This is a genomic window from Paenibacillus sp. 1781tsa1 (assembly GCF_024159265.1).
In the GTDB taxonomy this organism is placed as follows: Bacteria; Bacillota; Bacilli; order Paenibacillales; family Paenibacillaceae; genus Paenibacillus.
The window spans coordinates 1,762,952-1,782,523 of sequence record NZ_JAMYWY010000001.1 but is presented as its reverse complement, the minus strand read 5'-3'; the positions used below and the strand labels follow the sequence as shown (position 1 = coordinate 1,782,523).

Below are 19,572 nucleotides of genomic sequence, written 5' to 3'. Positions count from 1 at the left end.
AACTAACAAACTCATATAGATGCCCTCCCGCCCAAATTGGTACAGTTACATTGTAGAGGTTGTTCAAAAAGTCCGCTTTTGATTACGAAGGATGCCTAGCGGCATCATCAGCATCGAATATGGGATTCAACCGAAATGTCCGTTGCTCACGTAGCTCTATCTACGCTCCGCTACTCCATTTCTAGCTTCATCCCATCTTCTCGGTACTGAAAACCGGCCTTTTTGAACACGCATTTATAAAGATCATACACCGTAGGGGGATTGAACAATGATCAAATTTAAAACATGGTGGTCACTGCTCATGGTTATCGCGCTCATCACGATCACTGCGTGCGGCAGTGGCGAGACAGCCAGTGACAATGGTACCGATAATACGCCGGGAACTGTCGGTTCAGCTGAAGCAGAAGCTGCTTTTGCCAAAGGAAAATACGACCCACCCATCGAGTTCAGTTCGGTATTGATGCCGAAGAAATACGTGCAAGGAGATACCAAAGAAAATAACGTGCACGATCGCTGGATGCTGGAAACGCTGGGTATGAAACATAAAGATACCTGGTATCCGGCCAATGACGATCAATACAGACAGAAGCTTCAACTGGCTATCGCCTCTGGCGAGAAGCTGCCTGATTTTGTAACCGTGCCGACCAATGCGGTATTGACCAATCAACTGATCGACTCCGGTCAATTCATCGCCATCGATGAGTTGTTCGACAAGTACGCGAGTCAGACCCTGAAAGATCACGCAGCAGCACATCCTGAACTGTGGTATCCGTTCACCAAGGACGGCAAGAAATACAACATGCCGATCATGGAGTACACCGATAACGACGATACGCTGCTCTGGCTCCGCGAGGACTGGATGGAGAAGCTGAACCTGGAAGCTCCGAAAACCATCGCAGACCTTGAGAACATCATGGACAAATTCAAAAACGAGAACCCGGACGGTCTGTCTCCAGACAAAGTATTCCCGCTGGCGATCTCGCTGAAAAATAACACCAACACCTGGATGGGTCAGCTCGACTGGTTGTTCGGTGCATACGGCACAATCGAGGAGCAATGGAACAAAGACGCGAACGGCAATCTCGAGTACGGCTCCGTTAACCCGGGTGCCAAACAAGCTCTTGCCAAGCTGGCTGAATGGATGGATAAAGGTTATATCCACGCTGACTCCGCTCTGTGGGACGAAGGAAAATCCGCTGAAAGCTGGACAGCTGGCAAAGCGGGCATTCTGCCTGGCGCTAACTGGGTACCGGACTGGCCTGCACCTGACCTGCTGAAGAACGTACCTGGCTCGAAGTATAAAGCTTACCCTGTTCCAGCTGGCCCAGACGGCAAGATCGGTACGAAGTGGCAGAACTCTGGTGTCAACGCAAGTATCATGATTAACAAAGATGCGAAGCATCCAGAAGCCATCTTCCTGTACTACAACTACCTGCTGGATAACCTTGCGAACCCGAAAGCGGGCAGTGAGTATGAATACGGCTTCGCCAAAGGTTACGACTGGGATATCATTGACGGACAACCGACCAGTGACAAAGAGAAGATCAAAGACTTCTCCAACGAATTCCCTTTCCTGACCGGCCCAGCACGTATCCCGGATCTGTACATGAAAACACTCGTGAAGCTGGCCAACGGCGAGAAGCCTGAAACACCTTACGAGAAACAAATGGCCGAATTCCGTAAACCGGAAAACTGGTATGCCGGTAAAGTCGTGATGTCCCAAATTGACGTTCGTAAACAAAACTACTTCACTGGCGCTGCAACACCAACCATGGTATCCAAATGGAACCTGCTCCGCCAGTCCGAGATGGAAACCTTCAACAAAATCATCTACGGCAATCTGCCAATTGATGCCTTTGACCAATTCGTCGCCAATTGGAAATCCAATGGCGGTGATCAGATCACGCAAGAAGTTAATGAATGGTTTAAGTCTGTGAGTGCGAAGTAAGAGTTGGATTTTGGAAAAGTAGATCGTTAAAAAACCAGCCGAAGCGTGTAATCTACCGCTTCGGCTGGTTTTTTAAGTTAAGATCGGGGCCGCTTCCCCTGACTTATGGATTCGCGTTAGTGGATCAAGCCTTCGTATCAATCTCCTCCGGCATCGACACACCTAGCAAGGATACTGTGAGTTGAATGCCATCTCTTAGCCCTTGCATGTATAACCGCTCATTCTCTATTCCTTTACTGACAATGTAGCGGCTCTCCCACTTAGCATATTCGGGTTTCTGCTCGATATCCTTGCCAAAAAACAATCCTTCGAACGCTTCGTCCTTATCCTCACGTACACGACTCAATTCAGGGTCATGCTCGATTTGGGCAGATACTTCATCTAGCCTTGCCTGAATCGCTTGTTGCAACCATGGTGGAAAATCCATAGCTTCTCCTCCCCTACGCGTTATGTACCTCATTCATCATCGTACAACTCGGTTATGTCTCGCCTTCATTTCACCCACTCGGGCCACCAGTTCGTCCACCCTTCGGCTCTGTTCTTGCACTTCGGGGTTGTCCCACAACGGAATCGCTTGCTTCAAGGATGCCTCACCAAGCTGATTAAGCTTGCGCCTCTATGTTATTCCTTTTCTCTTTGTCTCATCTAAATTGTACGAAAAATTATGAACTTTTTAATGTAATTATCGAATTATAATAAAAGAATACGATTAATTTGCATGGTGGAAATAAACTGTTACCTCTAAGGAAAATAAATTTTCATATTTATAACATTGCCTTACTGACTCATATCAGCAATTATTCTCTCCATATATTTGCTTCCTTTAAACAAAAACGGCTGCACTGAAGTTCATGCAACCGATGTTCTCAATTTTTTGTACACTCTTGCATTCTCAATTTTAGTGGCGTGGATTCCTTCGCCCATACTCAAAGCAGAAGTTCTTATTATGAGCAAAGTGGTAATGAGAACTTCTATTATTGTCTTTGAAGAAAACCTGCTAATTGTGCGTGTCTTCTTAAAGTGACTTTAATTGCATCTTTAATTGACGAAGGTTTTGTGTTTTCCGAAGAAAACACCTTCATTTCGATAATAAGCTTATTTTTTTGTGCTCCTTCTTTTTTAACATATACATCTGCTCGAACTGAACTATATTCTGTATTGATATTTTTTTCATATGATGCTTCAAGGTCACACAATCTTAGTATCTCAGAAATTCTTTTCCCCAGTGCGACAGATTTTTCTGGTATATCTTGATACCACTCACGTGCAGCAATAGAACGTTGAGACTCTCTATCCCTAACAGGATTAAAATTATAATTAGTCCAATTATCAGAAAGTATTAAGTAAAAATGAGTAGCCTTAAACCTATTTAATGGTGAAACAGGTACTCGGTAATTTTCATCTTCTAATGAGAGACAAAGCTTGTGTAAATCAGCAACTTTTACAGGAACAATACGAAGATCAAAGTACAATCGCGTTTTATTAAATTCTCTTAAAGGTAGACTCGCTCTATCTTCGTCATTGAGTTCTCTATACCAAGCATCCCAATTAAGTTTATAACCTTCACGAGGTTTACTAAATTGCAGTACACGTTGAATTCTTACACTGTCTGCGACAGGCCACATTAGGATTACTTGGTAATCTGACAGATTATCAACATCATCAATGTTGCTCGCCAACAAGCTACCAACTTTTTCAATCGCGGCACCTATTGTATTACATCGAAGGCCAATATCCACCAGATCTGGTTCCAAAATACCGTAGTCCGCTAATGAATTCTCTGAGTTATGGAAGGAAAAAGTTTCTTCAATGATTGAAGGCCATTCTTCTTTAACGGGTCCTGAAATTATAAAATCATCACTTAAAAGAATCCTCTTATTTCTACTTGTAGCATCTACTAATAACCTCTGAAACTCCCTATTTGTCGTCAACCAAATAAAAACAATTGGTATATTACGAAACTCTCCCCGGTCTAATAAACTTAAATACTCTACAAATTGTGTTGGAATAGTCTCTCTGCCTACTACTCCTTCTTCATATTGATCAATAATCGCAATCAATAATTTGTCAATATTATATATTTTCTCGATTTGTACTCTTTCAAAGAGTTTCTCTTTACTTTCAATCTCTTCACGATTAAGTTGAAATGTATATGTACTAGGGATATGTGTACTTATCTCGCGAACAGCGGAAGTCTTTCCAGCGCCACTTTCACCGTACATAGGCAGAAAGCGAATCCCTCCACTAATTTGTATTGATTTATTTGCAGTGTTTATTATAGATAACAAGTTTGAATTAGGTACCAATCTTCCCCTATATGCCGTATCAAGATCTTCATATCTCGAAGGTAAACTGATTGTAATGGACATAGTAATAAATCTCCTCTCTTTCTAATTTCCCTGTGTTCTATCATTGAAATTCCCTAAACAACTTTCATTACTACATCTAAAAATACGTAGTTAATAAAATACATACAGAACTCCTTATTACTATTGTTTTGTTTCTTTATGAATAGATTTTTTTGTATTCACGGCCTTTAAAGAAGTGTTTGTACTTATTTTCCCCACAAATTCTTACTACACATAGTAATTAATCTTCGTATTGCTTTAATAACAACTCACCATAAGAAACTAGATCATCATAAGTAATTATTTGAATTGAATTAAGTTTAGAATTCAAAACTCTTAAACAATCCTTCTGATCATTATTAAAGTTCTTATTGCAACCCACGATTATTCTAATTCGAGGCATTATAACTTTAATGGAATACTCTCTTTCTAAGTTCAACTTATATTCTTCTAACTTTTGCAAATAGAAAAGGCTTTGACCAATGACTAATGACAAGTCTGGATGAGGATAATAACATTTATGGCTCATATCATACTTTAGTAAATCATGTGATGGCCGCTTTAATTCAATTAAATCAAGATATCCATCAACTGATTCCATGAGCAAATCTCCTTCACTAAATAAACCAATCTTTCTTGCATCATGCTTTTTTATATAATCCACACCGAAAATCCATAAATTTTGTTCAATCCAATTTTGAAAAACCTTTTCTGGTTGTTTAGCTCGATATTTGATTAAGCTATCTTCAGAATTCACTCCATCAACTATTTTTCCACTCTCTTCGTAAAGTAATAGTTTCCTTAGATTTGAAATCTCACTTATCATTAGTTTATGATGGTAGGCACCATGTAAATTTTCTATTTCCAGATCACTTAATGACTCTAGTAGACCAATAATTTTATTTTCTGATTTGAATTTGTTTAATAAGGTTAGTATTACTTCTAAGTCTCTCTCCTTTAAACTTTCTAGTAATACGTTGATTTCATCTGAGGTTTCAACAAACTTAGAAGATATAGGAGCTCCTTCTCTAATAATCGAAATAGAATTCAAATGTGTAAAAATTTTTCTAATATGGTCTACATAGAGTCGTTCTGTAAAAATAGGCATACCTTGAGCATCTATTGCAAAGATGTTTAAGCAAAGGTCTTCACTAGCAGTATCATTCACTATACCAGAATAATTTAGCATTAATTTAAACCGATCAGTTGAATAAATTTCCAGGTGGTAAGCAACACTCATTAATCTCACACCTTCGCAATGGTATTTGAATAACCTGTCCATTCAGGATTATACTTATCAGTTAATATTTCGAATTTTGGTTCACTTTCAATAATCTCTATGTTTCCAACATCTTTTATATCAAACATTCTAAAATCAGGAAAAGGGTTTTCCCAAGCAGAATCTGAAACTCCTCCTGTTTGTACAATATGTATTTTTGTACTTTTCAATCCACTTTTAGCTACAAAAATAAAAATTGCATGTACATTGCCTACTCTTATACCTTGAATTTTTCCAGGCTTGTTGTAGGTAAACATAATTGGTTTTCTATTCTCTACTGCTTGAATTAACTTATTGAGAGTCTCCATTAAGATTGCTCCTTTGTTAACGTATCAGAATATTCTTCTAAAATCTAAACTACGTATATCATAACCCATCTTGCGACATTTTCAGAGAAAAATTTGGTGAAAAAGGAAGATTCAGCAGAAAAATTATTCATCAATTCTTTTTCCAAGGAAGTTTATGGACTTTTTTAGATAATTTTTGTCAATATATGCTACTCTTGCATTCATATGACTAAGTAGTTCCTGAATGTAGCGTAGGTCTGTCCCATTTTTCAGCAGATGAAAGCCTCGGCGCATGATGTACATAGCTGAATATAGCAAATCATTAGATGTTATCAGTAAATTCTTCTAATCTACATCCTACCTAACAGACGTCCAGAGGTTGTTTGAGAACGCTAGGCAACCACAGTAATTTTGAAAAAGGTTGTTATTCATTCGTCGCCAAACCCCTCCGATCTTGTTGAAAACTCCTCTCTCACAATATAATTTTTTGCCTTTCAATATTACAGATTGCTGCAACTCTGACGGTTCATCCAACTCTTCATTAGCCCCAAATCCCGGTATATTGAAGACTGACCCCACGCTAAACGGCATTTTAATTTCCATTCTGTGCCTCCTTATCTCTGATCTATGTACAGCTCGCTTTTGACATCTCGCACTCTGAGATCGGCATTACGAAGTCTAACCATCGCGTCTCTTAATAAAGCATACCTTTCAGTAGAATTGAGTTCAGTAGCAAACCTTGCTGCTCGGATACTTGACCAAGCATCTGTAGGCAAAACTGCTTCTCTAATTGCTCCATTGACGCCAAATGTCCAGTAATTCAGAAATCCATCTACACAATCATATTTCTTCTGTTATCGGTCATATGCGAATAGTATAAATGCTTGTCCCAGCTCTTTTACTTTGATACATACACCACTTGTTTTTTATTCCATTTAATAATATTTTTTTGAATTTTTTTCTAAAAAAAATGTAACTTCTATTGAACTTTCGTTGTTAATAGATTCGAGAGGAAAAATAATCACATCAAGTATTACATAACACTCTAAATCAACTAAAGAAAGAGGTGATTTTCGAAGATATTGTTAGATAATGAGTCGTTACAATGTCTATCTCATTTCGATCTTCTTTGGATGCTGAACAGAAATTTACTACTAGAAAGATAATACAAAATCCTGAAAGTATGGAGGAATCAAATTTAAAATGAAGAATTTATTTAGAGTTCCGTTTCTTTTGTTGGCTATCTTCACTCTAGCGTTCAGTACTATATTTCCGACCTATGCTTCTGCAAATAGCAACACTACTGTACCGACAGAGGCTCAACCGTCTAAAGCGACTGTATCTAGTGAACAGCCTAGTCCCGTAGTAAAGAACAAAAATGGTACTATTATTCCTATGGCAAGCTCTGATGTTGCCGTATTGACTCTTTTTTCGGTCCCTAATGGCAGTACAAATAGTTCAGGGGGTTCGACAGGATCGAATTGGGGCACCCATTCTTTTATAACAGTTAAAAACGTGAGTTCATCCAATATTTCTGTTGGCGGACTTAGCGGAATTGCCTCTAATAAAACTATTTCTGTGGGTACATGGGGCAATAAAAGCGAAAATGAAGGCATATTTTATAACTTAGAAGCTAAATTTATCTCTGAGAATAGCTACAATAATAGAGTTTCCCGTTCTATGTATTTAACCCAGAGCCAACTTAACAGTGTCAATTCATATATTCGAAGCCATGACTCTTGGAGCTCGTTAAATAATTGCTCTTCTTTTGCGGTAGGATTGTGGAATTCTGTATCAACAGATACGTATACTGCTGGTTTTCCAAATACGCCACAAAATCTGTATAATTCACTCAGAGACGGTGCTTACACTACGAATGCTGCTGTGCCATATGATTATTTGGTATATTATTCAGATGAACCTAATGCTCCTAAACGTAGCAATCAGTTTTAAACAAATACAATTAATCGATGTACCCAAGTATCATCGGGTGCATCGATTAATATCAATGAGGTGATTTATCAACTATGAGACCAAGAACAAAGTATGGCATTATCGTTAGTGCCGTTATAATCGTTGTGGTTCCTGTTATCATTGGAATTTATATGTTTAACAAGGTTGTGAACCCTGAGGAAATCATGGTTACGAAATCCGAAGTTTCTTCTGAACTTATCACTTTAAAAGGTGGATTCGCAGATAGTATCAGTAGGTATCACGGCTATAACGTTTCGCATAATAACAATTCATTATTCATTCAGATTAAAGGTAGTAAACTCCCCATAGGAGGTAGTAAGGATTTCAATATATCGTTTTCCAATGCCTACGGAAAGGTCGAAGAAATCTATTTACTAGGTCCAGATGACTCAAAGAAAAAGATTTGGCCAAATCCTTAATTACCTTTTTATTAAAGCAGCATCTCTAGATCGTTCGAATCATTCCTGATCACTCTATATAATGAATATTTCTATAATTGGAACTTTACTGCTTAAAGAAGGTGATCCTGTAATCTAGCTAGATCATCTTTTTTAAGTTTTTTGGTATTTTATAATCGTTGAATTAGGTTTTGTTTAACTACTTATCTCATGACTTTTTTCCAATGCTACCTTACATATCGTTAAATGTCTTATGGAACGTAAAATACTCACAAACATAAGGATGGGGTTTATTTGATTATCAAGAAGCTAATAATTAGCATGATCACACTTTGTATTCTAGTCATATTGGGTTTTCTTAGATGGAACACCCTTGATTCCAGCGGAGACATTAGTTATAAGTATGATCGATGGGCAGGTCAGAAATGGGTAGAGTTCTATCCGCCGCTAGCTGCTTCATCCAACAGCATGGAGTTTCCACTTATATATAGGGATGGAATAAATCAAAATGATATAGAAAAATATTTAGGAAAACAAGCTCTCTCTGGAGAGTTAGTCAACAAGTGGATTGAACGAACAAAGTTAACGGATGGATATATAGGACTATTATTATTGAATATTCTAGTGGTCATTTACATTTTCTTTAAAATATTTATTTTGAGAGTTAAAAAAATAGGATGATCTGATAACTCTTCAATATGTTAATTACGTCTCTTGTTTTCACGTATGCGTTTTCAAAAGAGTTCACACGAATCTAAGTTATTTCTCAAATGCAATTACACTCCATTCAGGAGAGAGGCCGAAGAATTTCACCTTTCCAATTAACGATGTTTATTTCTTTATCTTTCAACAGGCACCAATCAATGATTTCACCTATCAACTTTGGCGTGATGATCTCATCGCTCCATTTCGGTGTTAGTACTCTTCTGTATCCTATATATTCTGTTGTCCAACCTTCGAATTCTTCTCCGATGATGACTATAAATGGGGGCTTGTTCTTAATACTGTGTTGTCCCACTTCATAAGTGACGATTAACTTTTTATCCTCAGAAACGATATGTAATTTGATTATCCCTTCATCGTCAATATCCGGTTCAACATACCAATAAAATAATCGATTGGAGCGAACGATTTTACGTTTATATTTTTTTCTTACGCCCATAACTCATCTCGCATATTCCTTTTTCTCTATATGCAGTATTTCAACAGTTTGCCAATCCACAACATGAACACTTTGTTATCCGATATTGATGGGCCTTATAATTCATTCATTTTATTGCTTTGTTATTCTTTCTTTATTGCCTAATATGACTTCATAAATTTTCATCATATAATTGTAAATCTATAAATTCTTCATGAATCCATAGTCCTTCCTCAACATCTCCTCCCCCCATACCTCCACTAATCCCATCACCAGGAAAGAGTTTTTCGTAAAATAGTCCTTGGCCTTCTCCCTCATTACAGGCCCATGCAATGGTATCTAAATCTTTTAATAGAGTATGTAATGTCTCCTCACTGCAATTGACTAGTTTCATAGGACAAGACAAGTAGATTTGTCCTCCATCATCACCTTCCATAATTACATATGCATCTGGAGTATCCAGAGCTTTCTTAAAACTATCTATAAACTGATTGTTCGGTTGTCCATTTGCTTCATTAAGGAAATGTCGTAAAGGGCTATGGTGATCTGGAATTATAGCCATCTCTTTGTTCTCATCTTTTTTTCTTTCCATAAAGATACACCTCTTTGTTAGATATGTTTATTTGGACTTTTTTCATATTAGTTATTTACATCATTCATCCCTACGACTTGTTCCATTGCTATATTAAATTCGTTAACATTAATGTTTAACTTGATTATTCCTTCTTTATCCAGCCCTTTAGTATCTAATTTAAAAGTACCTGTCAGTTCTTCCGAGCTATTACCATCAACTTTCTCATTTATGTCCAATTTAATGTCCCTATCAATTAATCGCTCCTGAATATCCTTACTTAAGATCGGTTCAACTGTTTTTAACATTATTGATGTATTGGTTCTATTTCGAAGAGTGAAATTGTATGTTACGACTGTAATACCTGCATCTTCTTCGCTCTCTCCCAGTCCAATTGTAATCGAGTTTATGTTCACCCCATCCTCAACAATTTTATCCGTCTTCACACTGTATGAAATGCAACCACTTAGGGCTAGTATCATTAAAAGAAATATTAAAATCATTGCATGCTTTTGGTTCTTCAATTCAGGAACTCCTTCAGTTTTTTTCTATATTTTTAAGATCCATATTTGCAAGTTCAAGTGCGATCGCTAATCTTTCAATCCGTTAACCCCACTGATATAGATCTAAGATAAATACTTCATTACCTATCGAAAAATAAATCTGTTCCCAATCAAACTCATCTTTCCATTCATTCTCTGTTACGAGTCTATAAGCTTTAACAATTGACCCTTCAAAGAATTCTTCCAACAGTTTAATCAGTTTATTACTCACGTTATTTAACTCTTTATCTAGTTCTGCAGGCGTTTCCCCATCAATGTCCGGATATTCAATACTTATGCCAAAATCTTGTAAGCGAAATAAAGAGAAAAACCATTTTGCCGTAATATTAAATATCTCATCCTTCCAATCATCTATTTCGCTTAGTCCTACATATTTAATATCTTTGTGATTTTTTAAATTACTATTAGCATTATAAAGTTCTATTGCTCGTTCTATTGGCGAATCAATTTTTACAAACTGATATTCGTGCCCATAGCATCCTCCGAAGTATGTAACTACATTACTTACTCCTTCTAAATATCCATTAATTCTGCTAAACAGTTCATGATTCATAGAGTCACATCCAATATCTTAGTATGTTGACTTTCTCTGTTCCACCATTAAATTCCTCATTTAATCCAGAGATTCTTAATATCTTCTATTATGATTTCTGAAATATGTATAGATGAATCCTGCGGATACAACCATATTGTTACGATAAGAGTTGAACATATCGTCAATCCTAGAATAACTCGCCCAACAACTCTAAACTTGGTGTATTTAAGCAAATAATAAACCACACTAGATGAGATCAGAATTATCACACCATTCATCATAAAAGTTAATGGCAAGCTTATAATTCTTCCTAATCCGGTGTTAGGATATTTTAATAAAAGTAAAATCTCTAATACTACAAATGGAACTGACAGTAGAACAATATAAAAAAAATGACTTTTGAATTTCCTCTCCACTACTGAACTCACCTACTCCAACTCTTTTAATACAATTTCACATCATATTTGGTGTTACAAGCCCGAGAACCCTAACTGACCAGTAAATATTATTCTTGTTTCCATTGATGTGATTCATGTAGTTTCCCGGTTTCATAAAAATACTTTAGTACTTCAAGCATGGGCATTAATTCTATACAAATGTTATCGCAATAATTGCCTAACTGACCACCAATCACTAGAGAAATTTCACTGTTTCCCTGCCTGTCGTTCATAAGCGTATATATATGTTCATCCATTGTAATGGACACAACAAAATATTCCGGTCCACCTCCAACTAATGCTGAACCTGTGTCTGATACCTCAAAAAAAACTAATGTAAATTTATCTCCATCGAGTTTTCTCAAAAAACTTAAACTGTCTGCCCATGTAGGGTTCATAACGATCTCTTCATTAAATGTGGTCCCGTTCCGCTCATCAATGCTAATAGAGTTTATCATTTTTTTCTTTTTATCCTTTTTAGATCATTTTATTGGTTTAGATCCTCCATCTTAAATGCTTCACTATAGAATTTACGCAGCTTGGTTGAATTATCATTCCACTGAATGAGCTTACCATTGATAATTGGGACCAATACATCTAGACACCGATGTCACCCTCCCTTACCGTGGACATCCACAATTAAATAACATTTATTACACCTATCCATCTTCAGGTTCACCAACATCAAAGCCCAACACTTTTGACGCTTCCAACTTAAATGCTTCTATCCAAGAAGTCCAATCCTCGCTATTCATCTGCGCATAAAAGGATAACCCACTAGGCTCAACGGATGCTTCAATAAATACATCATCCTCTTCAGTTCCAAACCAATGTGGAATCCCACTTTTATAACCCCTCCACCCTTGCATACGCTCATATAATTCAGATACTTTAGCCCATACCTCATCAGGCAGGTCATACCGTATATTTAGGTTGCAATGATGAGAGTTTATGTTGTTCATTTACATTCTCTCCTCCTACCTTGAATGTAGATCCAAAAACGCTCTTTATTATTATGTAAAATACTTATCTCTCCCACCACTTGCTCAAAGTTGTATCTCTTCATCCTTATACACTTTTTTCGTTATCATTTTTGTATATTTTAATCTCGTGATTTCAATCAGGTCATGTGGCTGCATCATATTCAGGATAGGACCATCTTTTATTAAAATCTTGCTGTTGCCTCGTCCCAATCCTTTAACTATAATCATATTTTTATTCTTCCTCACATCTACAATTTGTCCAATCGTTATGAGCTGCTCTTGTTTCTTGAGATCAAGGTATGTTAAAAGTCCAAGTATACAAAATATAAGAAAACAAAAAATTAATAATGCAGTTGTCCATACAGGGGAATGGTTTACTAAGGTGTTGGTAGTTAGTTGAATTCCAATGATAAAAATAAATAAAATGATGAGTAGGAATTGCTTTTTTAATTTCCCTTTAGCTTTTTCGTTCATAACTTCTCCTTCTAAGTCAATTTCACCATAGCCGATAATTCAAAACTCACTTACGTAACTCTAGTAACTTCAAGTCAATAATAAAGTTTTGTTGTTTCAGAATATCCAACCCGAGAAGACCTTTATGATCTTTAGGCAATATGCCTACATCGATCTCTATATTCTCAATGCTGTTTGTGTCTATTACAATCCTATCCATGATTTTGGTGTAAAAAGGAATACTTCCTCCAATCCCGTATGCTTCAAAAATTGAATCCCCTGTTTCATAAGTAACGCCGATTTCCTCTAAAACATCAGGACTAATGATCGTATGTGAAGATCCAGTATCTATAATGACATCATCTATTTTCAGTGTTCTTCCTCTAAATGTAACGGTAAGTGACGTTGTAATTAGCTGTCCATCATAGTTAATTTTCATTCGTATTACGTCTCACTCTCATTAATGGATCTTTACGGAGATGAATCACAAAGTCCTGATTCGAAGTATGATATACAACGTTACCAGGCTCTACTCGAAAAAACTCTTTATTCGCATCTTGTTCTGATACGGTACGAATTGGTGCAACTTCATCTACGATTTTTTTATTATCTTCCTCATGATATTGAATGATAGAAACCAGAACAAATTGGTCTGGGAACAGTTCTCTAACCTCTTGCCATTTCATGTGTTATACCTCCTGTTATTCGTATTGGTTCAACTTTCTATCATTTTAACATATCCCCCTGACTCGTATATCGTTCCTGCATTATTAACACTCGGCCTGATCTAATGTGTCCTCATTCAAGTATGTAAAATGTACAAAGAAACCGTCTCCTTTGGTATATGGTTGCTCTCACTTCCATTTACTACTACGGAACGGTTTCTTTTGTTTTCCCTCATGAAAAAGCTGCCCCTCACCCCAACAACGCCTGCTCAATCTGATCCACAATGCCATTGATCCCCATCGGCCCATAGCACCCAATCCATGTCGCAGCATCTACCGAGTGTATGTGCTGTCGCTCACCTGTATCCAGCATCCCCCACACACGCTGTTCTGTCGCGGATATCCCATCCTGCATAAGCTCATTACTGAGCAAAAAGTAATGGCTGGCTTGTACAGCCGGTAATCTATCAACCGAGATATGATAGGCCGTGTCGGCGGTATCGGATACAAATAACGGGACAGGCAGACCCAGATCACGGTACAACACAGCACCTGTACGATGAGCAGCAGAGTGAACCCGAACAAGAGAATCGAGCGGACGGATCAGCGCCACACTTTTACCTGCCAGTACCGGAGCCAGTTCTTCGGACAGCAAAGCAGTACGTCGATGATAATCCGCAAGTATACGCTTGGCCTCTGTCCGCTTGCCTGTCAGTTCACCGAACAGACTCAGTATGGTCTGCCAGCTCTCATTACGCTTGAACATAATCACTGGAGCGATTCGACTTAACCGTTCATGATGCTGATCATGCACCTCGGTGCAGATAATCAGATCCGGTGACAATCGTTCTACCGCAAGCAGATCAGGGTATTCGTACGTTCCGAGTAATTCGGTACCCTGAAGTCCTGCCCGGATGTACTGAGGGAAATTGACCACGGCACTTCCCGATCCTACGCTTCCTACTGGAGACAACCCAAGCGCGAGCAAATGATCGGCATATTGAACATCCAGTACGGCGATACGCTGTGGTGATTCAGTAACTTGATATTCACCTCGCATATGGCAGATCACCGGACCTTGGGCCGACTCGTACGAAGAAGCTGTGCGATTCCGCAGTAAGGCTTGAGCATACTTTTCATCTAATTCTGAAGCGGCAGCAAGTCGATAACGCAGCGGAGGAACGCCATAATATTTCTTAAACGCCCTGCTGAAATAATACATGTCGCGATAGCCCATTTTGTCAGCAATTTCCCCAATGGAAGCATCCGTATGAAGTAACATCCGAGACGCATTCTCCATCCGCAGCTGGATGACGTACTCCATCGGCCCGAGCTGCTTCTCTTGTTTGAATCGTCGCTGCAACTGCCTTACACTGCATCCAGCGAGGGCTGCCAACTCTTTTAGCTCCAGATTCTGGCGATAATGCGATGATATATAGGACACGACAACATCCACCATGTCGGACTCTGCTCCGCCTTGACCACGCTCATACTCCATGATCAGTTCGTAGATCATCCCCTGGAGCAATGCATTGGCATGAAAACGCTCCAGCCCTTCGCCGCGACGCCATTTGGCAACGATTTTTTCCGCATTCTGAATCCATTCCGCTTGCGTCACAGGATTCTGAATAAACGATGTTTGCAGCGGGTGTTTGCGATACGAGGGCAACGCATGGGAGGCTCCTTCCAGGGAAGAAGCCTTATACCTAATCACGATATAATAAAGTTCGTCTGATCTGGCCGTCAGTGTAAAGGATGTTCCCTTCGCCACATGACAAGCAAAAGAAGCTCCAATGTGGCAAACTTCACCATTCATTGCAAGCTCCCCTTCCCCGCCTACCGCCAGCAGCAACACATTCGAGGTTAATTCGGTTTCGTTAAGAACACTGCTTGTCTGCAAAGTACCGCTATACCCGTCAAGCATCTTGATCGTCGTATCACTCCATAGACTTGTCTGTTCTTGCAGCGGCATTTCTCTCATCTCCTGACAATAGCAATGGTAAAATTGTTGCTGTTGTCATTGTAGTTGAGATTCTTTCTCAATGTCAATTTTCGGACATTTGAGACAATATTCCCCTGACATCTGGTAATAGAAACAACAGGTGATCCGCTCACTTTTGGCAACATGCACATTGTCCTTACAATCGGTGAAGCGGGTTAACGGATTCTTCCTCACACCAAACACTTGTCCGGATGCTACCTGCGTTAGATAAGAGAAGTCCTCTCGAATGATCTTACGTTCCTGCTCTGTCTCGGCTTCATCAGGAGTGAATAGTCGGCCAATCCGCACCATAATATTCTCCCAGAGAATGCTCATCGAAAGAGGTGCAATCGCAGCAAGTGTCTTTAACAAAGGTGTCAGTTGTACCGCAAACATCTCCTGGACCGCCTTTTCCCGCCATACGCTCCTGTCTCCAGACAGTTCTTCAGCCTGAAGCCCGTTCACCGCTAGAAAAGGAAATCGTGTACCCTCCTCATGTTCTTCGAGCTTTGGATGATAGAGAAAGCTGTTCTCCAGCTGAAAGGTTACATGCTGATGATGAAACGTCATCGCGGTCACGAGCGGAGTCGTCCATAGATAGCCAAGCCGCTTGGCTAACATGGAGGCTGCGACTTTCATGTCTGGTGCATCGATATAGTTCTGAAACCAGCGGATATACTCTCGACACGCCTCTTCGTCATGCAGCTCACTCAAAGCAATGGTACGGACACTATGTTCAGGCGGTTCACCGAGCAAAATCGAATAATCCTCTACCGTCTCTTTCCATAAGTCTGTCGAGAGATATCGGTTCATATTAGTTCGATCCGAGCAGGGCTTCCGATGCCTGATCTACAATCAGATTAATCGCAAGCGGTCCGTAGTATGCAATCCACAGTGTGGAGTTTACGTCATACGTGCGGTTATTTTTCACAGCATCAAGAGACTGCCATACCGGATTGTTCACCATCGCCTCAGCTTCTGCCGCAAACAGCTCATCCGACAGCACAAAATAACGATCTGCCCCGATCTCAGGCACTTTTTCCATCGAGATTTCTACGGAACCATCTTCATTAATCTCCTGTACCAGAGCAGGCATTTTCAGCCCCAAGTCATTGTACATGATACCGCCAATGCGATGCTCAATACCGTGAACACGAATTCCTTCTTTTCGTGGACGAATGATCGCCACTGTTTCATCGCCCAGCTTCTCTGACAATTGTGCTTTCAGCCCGGCGATTTTCTCTTCATACGCTGTGCGCACTTTCTCTGCCTCGTCCTGCTTGTCTGTAATTTGGGCAACCGTAGCTAACGTATCACGCCAGTCTTCGTAGAAGTCGAGTACCAGGGTAGGTGCAATTTTGCTTACACTCTCATACTGTTTCTCCTGGAAGTCGGTCATGATAATCAGATCCGGGTCAAGTGCAACAATGGCTTCCAGGTTAGGCTCGTCCCGTGTACCCAGAACTTCTACGCCATTCGGCTGGTCTCCTAAATATTCTGGAAAATCGGTATTCCCTCCTGCAATAACACTTCCTGCTGGTTTCTCGCCAATCGCTAACATCTGATCCAGAAACTTAACATCGAGAATTGCAATTCTCTTCGGTTTTTCGTTTAGAGTGATGTCACCCTTCATACCCTTGATCGTTACGGGAAAAGCTCCGTCCGTCTGTGTTTCCGCATTCGCTGGTGTCTCTGCTGGCGTTGCCGCAGATTGCTTACCGCTATCTGTACCTGTTGCGGCACCGCAAGCCGTCAGGACTAGAATAAGGGCCAACATCACGCCCATAAGTAATCGTGATTTGTGAGCAGCATAGCCTTTGCTTCCGCCTGCTTGCCCCTGTGTTCCTTGTTTCATTTGTAAATCCCCCTTATGTATAATACTGATAATGATTTTCATTATCGAAACATAAAGAGAGTATATACGATCTCCGTATCGGGTTACCATGTACTTTTGCGACATTTCAGCCGGACTAATGCGACATGATGATTCATGATTTACTGATCCACTATCCACCCTTTAACTTTTCAGCAATATATGCTTGCAAGCGATAGATATCCGAAAGAAGTTCTTCTTCCTCTGATGTATTGCCATACTCCCCCAGCCAGCGAGGTGTGCGGATATGCCACTCATCTGTCAGGTATTGCTTTTGATCGCGATACTCTATAATATGTCCCAGGAAATATTCCAGAGAGCCAAAGGATTGCTTTTCTCGATCGTTAATGATGGATTGTGTTTTTTCGACGATCACCTGCAACATATGTTGGATATGGTCTTCTGTATTCATAGCTCCTCCTTCAGTCTCTTCTATTTAAAAGGTTAAAAGCCACGTATTCCAAAATCAATAGTAAACCCATCTACATAAGTTTAACTATCCTTCTACACCTATATAACACCAAATAAAATTTTATTATATTGTACATTACAATCTGGGACTACACGGACAACTGGAAGGAAAGGGATGGAGCGGAGAATTGCATGGGGATATGTGCGTGCAGACGTAGGACGTAAGGTTCGGTCATATAAAATAAAATCAAAAAACAGTCGAGGCGATAAAAATACGCTTCGGCTGTTTTATGAGTTCGAGATTAGGCCGTTCATCACAGATTCACAGACCACAGTTACACGGACTCTCTAATTCATTGTTCCAAGATTAGATCAAGATCCATCAAGCCTGCTTCACATAGCGATTCACAGGCACGGACAGTCCCAGGTTCCCCCGCAGCGTATCGTGCTCATATTCCGTACGGAACAGTCCGCGCTGTTGCAGCACAGGTACGACCAGTTCCACGAATGCTTCCAGTCCATCCGGTACGGTTGGAAGAATGATATAGCCGTCCGCTGCTCCCTCCTCGAACCATAGCTGCATCAAGTCGGCAATCGTTTCAGGTGTGCCAAAAAATGCAGATCGGGGCTGTGCAACATGCAGCGCAACCTCGCGCAGTGTTGATCCTTGCTCACGTGCTTCTCGCTTAATTTGATCGGTAAAACTTCGAAAGCCATTGGAGCCGAAATCTCCTAAATCCGGAAATGGCTCATCCAGTGCATATTGCGTAAAGTCATGGTAATCAAAATAACGACTTAGATATTGAATCGCATCATCAACAGAGCCAAGTTGCACAACCTCATCATATTTGCGCTGAGCCTCCGCTTCGGTATGCCCTACAATCGGTGCAATTCCTGGCAGAATCAAAATCTCTTCAGGTTTACGTCCGAAGGAGACTGCACGTTGCTTTAGATCATTGTATACCGCTTTCGCTTCCTCCAGGGATTGGCCGTGGACAAACACAGCATCCGCCGTTTTGGCAGCAAAATCCCGGCCCGATTCGGACGCACCTGCCTGGAAAATGACAGGATGCCCCTGTTTGGAACGCGCGATGTTCAGCGGACCGGCCACCTCGTAGAACTCGCCTTTGTGATTGAGCGTATGCAGCTTCTCAGGATCGAAGAAAACGCCACTTTCCTTGTCCCGAATCAACGCATCATCTTCCCACGAGTCCCACAGCCCACGAGTAACCTCGACATACTCTGCGGCCATGCGGTAACGGGTTTCATGATCGGGATGGCCTCCCTTGTTGAAGTTGTCCGCCACACCTTCCGATGGCGAAGTCACCACATTCCATGCTGCACGTCCACCACTGAGATGATCCAGAGATGCAAACTGACGGGCGACCGTAAAGGGTTCGCTATAGGATGTGGAGAGGGTTCCTGCCAGGCCAATATTTCGAGTCGATGCAGCAAGAGCAGACAGAACAGTAAGCGGCTCAAAACGATTCAAAAAATGAGGTATAGACTGCTCGGTAATGTGCAAACCATCGGCTATAAACACGAAATCAAGCTTGCCCGCCTCCGCCTGTCTAGCCTGCTGAATATAATAATCGATATTGATGCTTGCATCGGATGGCAGATCGGGATGCCTCCAGCCCGATACGCTGGAGCCAACGCCGTGCAATGATGTTCCCAGCTTTAATTGACCCTGTCTCGACATGAAGGCTCTCCTTTCAAAATTCA

The 19,572-nt window shown here is 40.3% G+C and carries 23 protein-coding genes; 4 read left to right on the top strand and 19 right to left on the bottom strand.

Annotation, left to right across the window (positions count from 1 at the left end; translation table 11 throughout):
• Positions 1 to 268 precede the first annotated feature (268 nt).
• Entirely contained in the window at positions 269 to 1,948 is a 1,680-nt protein-coding gene (locus NKT06_RS07915; protein ID WP_253432282.1) for a type 2 periplasmic-binding domain-containing protein, read from the top strand.
• Positions 1,949 to 2,072: 124 nt separating this feature from the next.
• Here NKT06_RS07915 and NKT06_RS07910 read toward each other — a convergent pair whose 3' ends face one another.
• The 5 genes from NKT06_RS07910 to NKT06_RS07890 all read right to left on the bottom strand — a co-directional run bounded on the left by NKT06_RS07910 (position 2,073) and on the right by NKT06_RS07890 (position 6,465).
• The gene (locus NKT06_RS07910) at positions 2,073 to 2,375 is read right to left on the bottom strand and encodes a hypothetical protein (RefSeq protein ID WP_253432280.1); all 303 of its coding nucleotides are present in this window, start codon (positions 2,373 to 2,375) and stop codon (positions 2,073 to 2,075) included.
• Between the two features lie 547 nt (positions 2,376 to 2,922).
• Positions 2,923 to 4,317 carry an ATP-binding protein gene (locus tag NKT06_RS07905; protein ID WP_253432278.1) on the bottom strand — a complete coding sequence of 465 codons (1,395 nt, stop codon included), beginning with the start codon at positions 4,315 to 4,317 and terminating at the stop codon, positions 2,923 to 2,925.
• Positions 4,318 to 4,537: 220 nt separating this feature from the next.
• Positions 4,538 to 5,536, bottom strand: coding sequence for a Shedu anti-phage system protein SduA domain-containing protein (locus NKT06_RS07900; RefSeq protein WP_253432276.1), 999 nt, complete (start codon positions 5,534 to 5,536; stop codon positions 4,538 to 4,540).
• Between the two features lie 5 nt (positions 5,537 to 5,541).
• Positions 5,542 to 5,883 carry a hypothetical protein gene (locus tag NKT06_RS07895; RefSeq protein ID WP_253432273.1) on the bottom strand — a complete coding sequence of 114 codons (342 nt, stop codon included), beginning with the start codon at positions 5,881 to 5,883 and terminating at the stop codon, positions 5,542 to 5,544.
• 336 nt (positions 5,884 to 6,219) lie between these two features.
• Positions 6,220 to 6,465 carry a hypothetical protein gene (locus NKT06_RS07890; RefSeq protein ID WP_253432270.1) on the bottom strand — a complete coding sequence of 82 codons (246 nt, stop codon included), beginning with the start codon at positions 6,463 to 6,465 and terminating at the stop codon, positions 6,220 to 6,222.
• Between the two features lie 600 nt (positions 6,466 to 7,065).
• Here NKT06_RS07890 and NKT06_RS07885 point away from each other — a divergent pair.
• From NKT06_RS07885 to NKT06_RS07875, 3 genes are all read left to right on the top strand, one after another.
• Entirely contained in the window at positions 7,066 to 7,815 is a 750-nt protein-coding gene (locus NKT06_RS07885) for a hypothetical protein (protein WP_253432267.1), read from the top strand.
• A gap of 74 nt (positions 7,816 to 7,889) precedes the next feature.
• Positions 7,890 to 8,255, top strand: coding sequence for a hypothetical protein (locus tag NKT06_RS07880; RefSeq protein WP_253432264.1), 366 nt, complete (start codon positions 7,890 to 7,892; stop codon positions 8,253 to 8,255).
• Between the two features lie 273 nt (positions 8,256 to 8,528).
• Positions 8,529 to 8,915, top strand: a complete 387-nt coding sequence (locus NKT06_RS07875; RefSeq protein WP_253432261.1) for a hypothetical protein — start codon at positions 8,529 to 8,531, stop codon at positions 8,913 to 8,915.
• Positions 8,916 to 9,021: 106 nt separating this feature from the next.
• On the opposite strand, the gene NKT06_RS07870 is transcribed toward NKT06_RS07875, so the two are convergent.
• From NKT06_RS07870 to NKT06_RS07805, 14 genes are all read right to left on the bottom strand, one after another.
• Positions 9,022 to 9,396 (bottom strand): hypothetical protein, encoded by a 375-nt coding sequence (locus NKT06_RS07870; protein ID WP_253432258.1) that lies wholly within the window; start codon positions 9,394 to 9,396, stop codon positions 9,022 to 9,024.
• A gap of 151 nt (positions 9,397 to 9,547) precedes the next feature.
• Positions 9,548 to 9,967 carry a hypothetical protein gene (locus tag NKT06_RS07865; RefSeq protein WP_253432255.1) on the bottom strand — a complete coding sequence of 140 codons (420 nt, stop codon included), beginning with the start codon at positions 9,965 to 9,967 and terminating at the stop codon, positions 9,548 to 9,550.
• Between the two features lie 47 nt (positions 9,968 to 10,014).
• Complete coding sequence (locus NKT06_RS07860) at positions 10,015 to 10,470, bottom strand: hypothetical protein (protein WP_253432252.1); 456 nt, start codon at positions 10,468 to 10,470, stop codon at positions 10,015 to 10,017.
• Between the two features lie 82 nt (positions 10,471 to 10,552).
• The gene (locus NKT06_RS07855; RefSeq protein WP_253432249.1) at positions 10,553 to 11,062 is read right to left on the bottom strand and encodes a hypothetical protein; all 510 of its coding nucleotides are present in this window, start codon (positions 11,060 to 11,062) and stop codon (positions 10,553 to 10,555) included.
• A 487-nt stretch (positions 11,063 to 11,549) separates the two neighbouring features.
• A complete protein-coding gene (locus NKT06_RS07850) occupies positions 11,550 to 11,879 on the bottom strand; it encodes a hypothetical protein (RefSeq protein ID WP_253432246.1) in 330 nt (109 codons plus the stop codon).
• 261 nt (positions 11,880 to 12,140) lie between these two features.
• Positions 12,141 to 12,443, bottom strand: a complete 303-nt coding sequence (locus NKT06_RS07845) for a hypothetical protein (protein ID WP_253432244.1) — start codon at positions 12,441 to 12,443, stop codon at positions 12,141 to 12,143.
• A gap of 84 nt (positions 12,444 to 12,527) precedes the next feature.
• On the bottom strand, positions 12,528 to 12,938 hold the full coding sequence (locus NKT06_RS07840) for a hypothetical protein (RefSeq protein WP_253432241.1): 411 nt from the start codon (positions 12,936 to 12,938) through the stop codon (positions 12,528 to 12,530).
• A 46-nt stretch (positions 12,939 to 12,984) separates the two neighbouring features.
• Positions 12,985 to 13,356: a retropepsin-like aspartic protease gene (locus NKT06_RS07835; protein WP_253432238.1), complete on the bottom strand. Its 372-nt coding sequence runs from the start codon at positions 13,354 to 13,356 to the stop codon at positions 12,985 to 12,987.
• Positions 13,346 to 13,603, bottom strand: coding sequence for a hypothetical protein (locus NKT06_RS07830; protein ID WP_253432236.1), 258 nt, complete (start codon positions 13,601 to 13,603; stop codon positions 13,346 to 13,348). The genes NKT06_RS07835 and NKT06_RS07830 overlap by 11 nt, the downstream gene beginning before the upstream one ends.
• 229 nt (positions 13,604 to 13,832) lie before the next feature.
• Positions 13,833 to 15,554, bottom strand: a complete 1,722-nt coding sequence (locus tag NKT06_RS07825) for an AraC family transcriptional regulator (protein ID WP_253432233.1) — start codon at positions 15,552 to 15,554, stop codon at positions 13,833 to 13,835.
• A 45-nt stretch (positions 15,555 to 15,599) separates the two neighbouring features.
• Complete coding sequence (locus NKT06_RS07820) at positions 15,600 to 16,376, bottom strand: (2Fe-2S)-binding protein (RefSeq protein WP_253432231.1); 777 nt, start codon at positions 16,374 to 16,376, stop codon at positions 15,600 to 15,602.
• A 1-nt stretch (position 16,377) separates the two neighbouring features.
• The gene (locus NKT06_RS07815; RefSeq protein ID WP_253432226.1) at positions 16,378 to 17,418 is read right to left on the bottom strand and encodes an ABC transporter substrate-binding protein; all 1,041 of its coding nucleotides are present in this window, start codon (positions 17,416 to 17,418) and stop codon (positions 16,378 to 16,380) included.
• 151 nt (positions 17,419 to 17,569) lie between these two features.
• A complete protein-coding gene (locus NKT06_RS07810; protein ID WP_253432188.1) occupies positions 17,570 to 17,848 on the bottom strand; it encodes a hypothetical protein in 279 nt (92 codons plus the stop codon).
• 381 nt (positions 17,849 to 18,229) lie between these two features.
• Complete coding sequence (locus NKT06_RS07805) at positions 18,230 to 19,549, bottom strand: LLM class flavin-dependent oxidoreductase (RefSeq protein WP_253432185.1); 1,320 nt, start codon at positions 19,547 to 19,549, stop codon at positions 18,230 to 18,232.
• Between the last annotated feature and the right edge of the window lie 23 nt (positions 19,550 to 19,572).

Bases quoted from the DNA above. Each gene is read 5' to 3' on its own strand.
- NKT06_RS07835 (WP_253432238.1), bottom strand. From the start codon at position 13,356: ATGAAAATTAACTATGATGGACAGCTAATTACAACGTCACTTACCGTT.
- NKT06_RS07845 (WP_253432244.1), bottom strand. From the start codon at position 12,443: ATGAACAACATAAACTCTCATCATTGCAACCTAAATATACGGTATGAC.
- NKT06_RS07805 (WP_253432185.1), bottom strand. From the start codon at position 19,549: ATGTCGAGACAGGGTCAATTAAAGCTGGGAACATCATTGCACGGCGTT.
- NKT06_RS07910 (WP_253432280.1), bottom strand. From the start codon at position 2,375: ATGGATTTTCCACCATGGTTGCAACAAGCGATTCAGGCAAGGCTAGAT.
- NKT06_RS07900 (WP_253432276.1), bottom strand. From the start codon at position 5,536: ATGAGTGTTGCTTACCACCTGGAAATTTATTCAACTGATCGGTTTAAA.
- NKT06_RS07820 (WP_253432231.1), bottom strand. From the start codon at position 16,376: ATGAACCGATATCTCTCGACAGACTTATGGAAAGAGACGGTAGAGGAT.
- NKT06_RS07855 (WP_253432249.1), bottom strand. From the start codon at position 11,062: ATGAATCATGAACTGTTTAGCAGAATTAATGGATATTTAGAAGGAGTA.
- NKT06_RS07830 (WP_253432236.1), bottom strand. From the start codon at position 13,603: ATGAAATGGCAAGAGGTTAGAGAACTGTTCCCAGACCAATTTGTTCTG.
- NKT06_RS07840 (WP_253432241.1), bottom strand. From the start codon at position 12,938: ATGAACGAAAAAGCTAAAGGGAAATTAAAAAAGCAATTCCTACTCATC.
- NKT06_RS07890 (WP_253432270.1), bottom strand. From the start codon at position 6,465: ATGGAAATTAAAATGCCGTTTAGCGTGGGGTCAGTCTTCAATATACCG.
- NKT06_RS07885 (WP_253432267.1), top strand. From the start codon at position 7,066: ATGAAGAATTTATTTAGAGTTCCGTTTCTTTTGTTGGCTATCTTCACT.
- NKT06_RS07825 (WP_253432233.1), bottom strand. From the start codon at position 15,554: ATGCCGCTGCAAGAACAGACAAGTCTATGGAGTGATACGACGATCAAG.
- NKT06_RS07865 (WP_253432255.1), bottom strand. From the start codon at position 9,967: ATGGAAAGAAAAAAAGATGAGAACAAAGAGATGGCTATAATTCCAGAT.
- NKT06_RS07870 (WP_253432258.1), bottom strand. From the start codon at position 9,396: ATGGGCGTAAGAAAAAAATATAAACGTAAAATCGTTCGCTCCAATCGA.
- NKT06_RS07880 (WP_253432264.1), top strand. From the start codon at position 7,890: ATGAGACCAAGAACAAAGTATGGCATTATCGTTAGTGCCGTTATAATC.
- NKT06_RS07895 (WP_253432273.1), bottom strand. From the start codon at position 5,883: ATGGAGACTCTCAATAAGTTAATTCAAGCAGTAGAGAATAGAAAACCA.
- NKT06_RS07815 (WP_253432226.1), bottom strand. From the start codon at position 17,418: ATGAAACAAGGAACACAGGGGCAAGCAGGCGGAAGCAAAGGCTATGCT.
- NKT06_RS07915 (WP_253432282.1), top strand. From the start codon at position 269: ATGATCAAATTTAAAACATGGTGGTCACTGCTCATGGTTATCGCGCTC.
- NKT06_RS07905 (WP_253432278.1), bottom strand. From the start codon at position 4,317: ATGTCCATTACAATCAGTTTACCTTCGAGATATGAAGATCTTGATACG.
- NKT06_RS07810 (WP_253432188.1), bottom strand. From the start codon at position 17,848: ATGAATACAGAAGACCATATCCAACATATGTTGCAGGTGATCGTCGAA.
- NKT06_RS07850 (WP_253432246.1), bottom strand. From the start codon at position 11,879: ATGAACCCTACATGGGCAGACAGTTTAAGTTTTTTGAGAAAACTCGAT.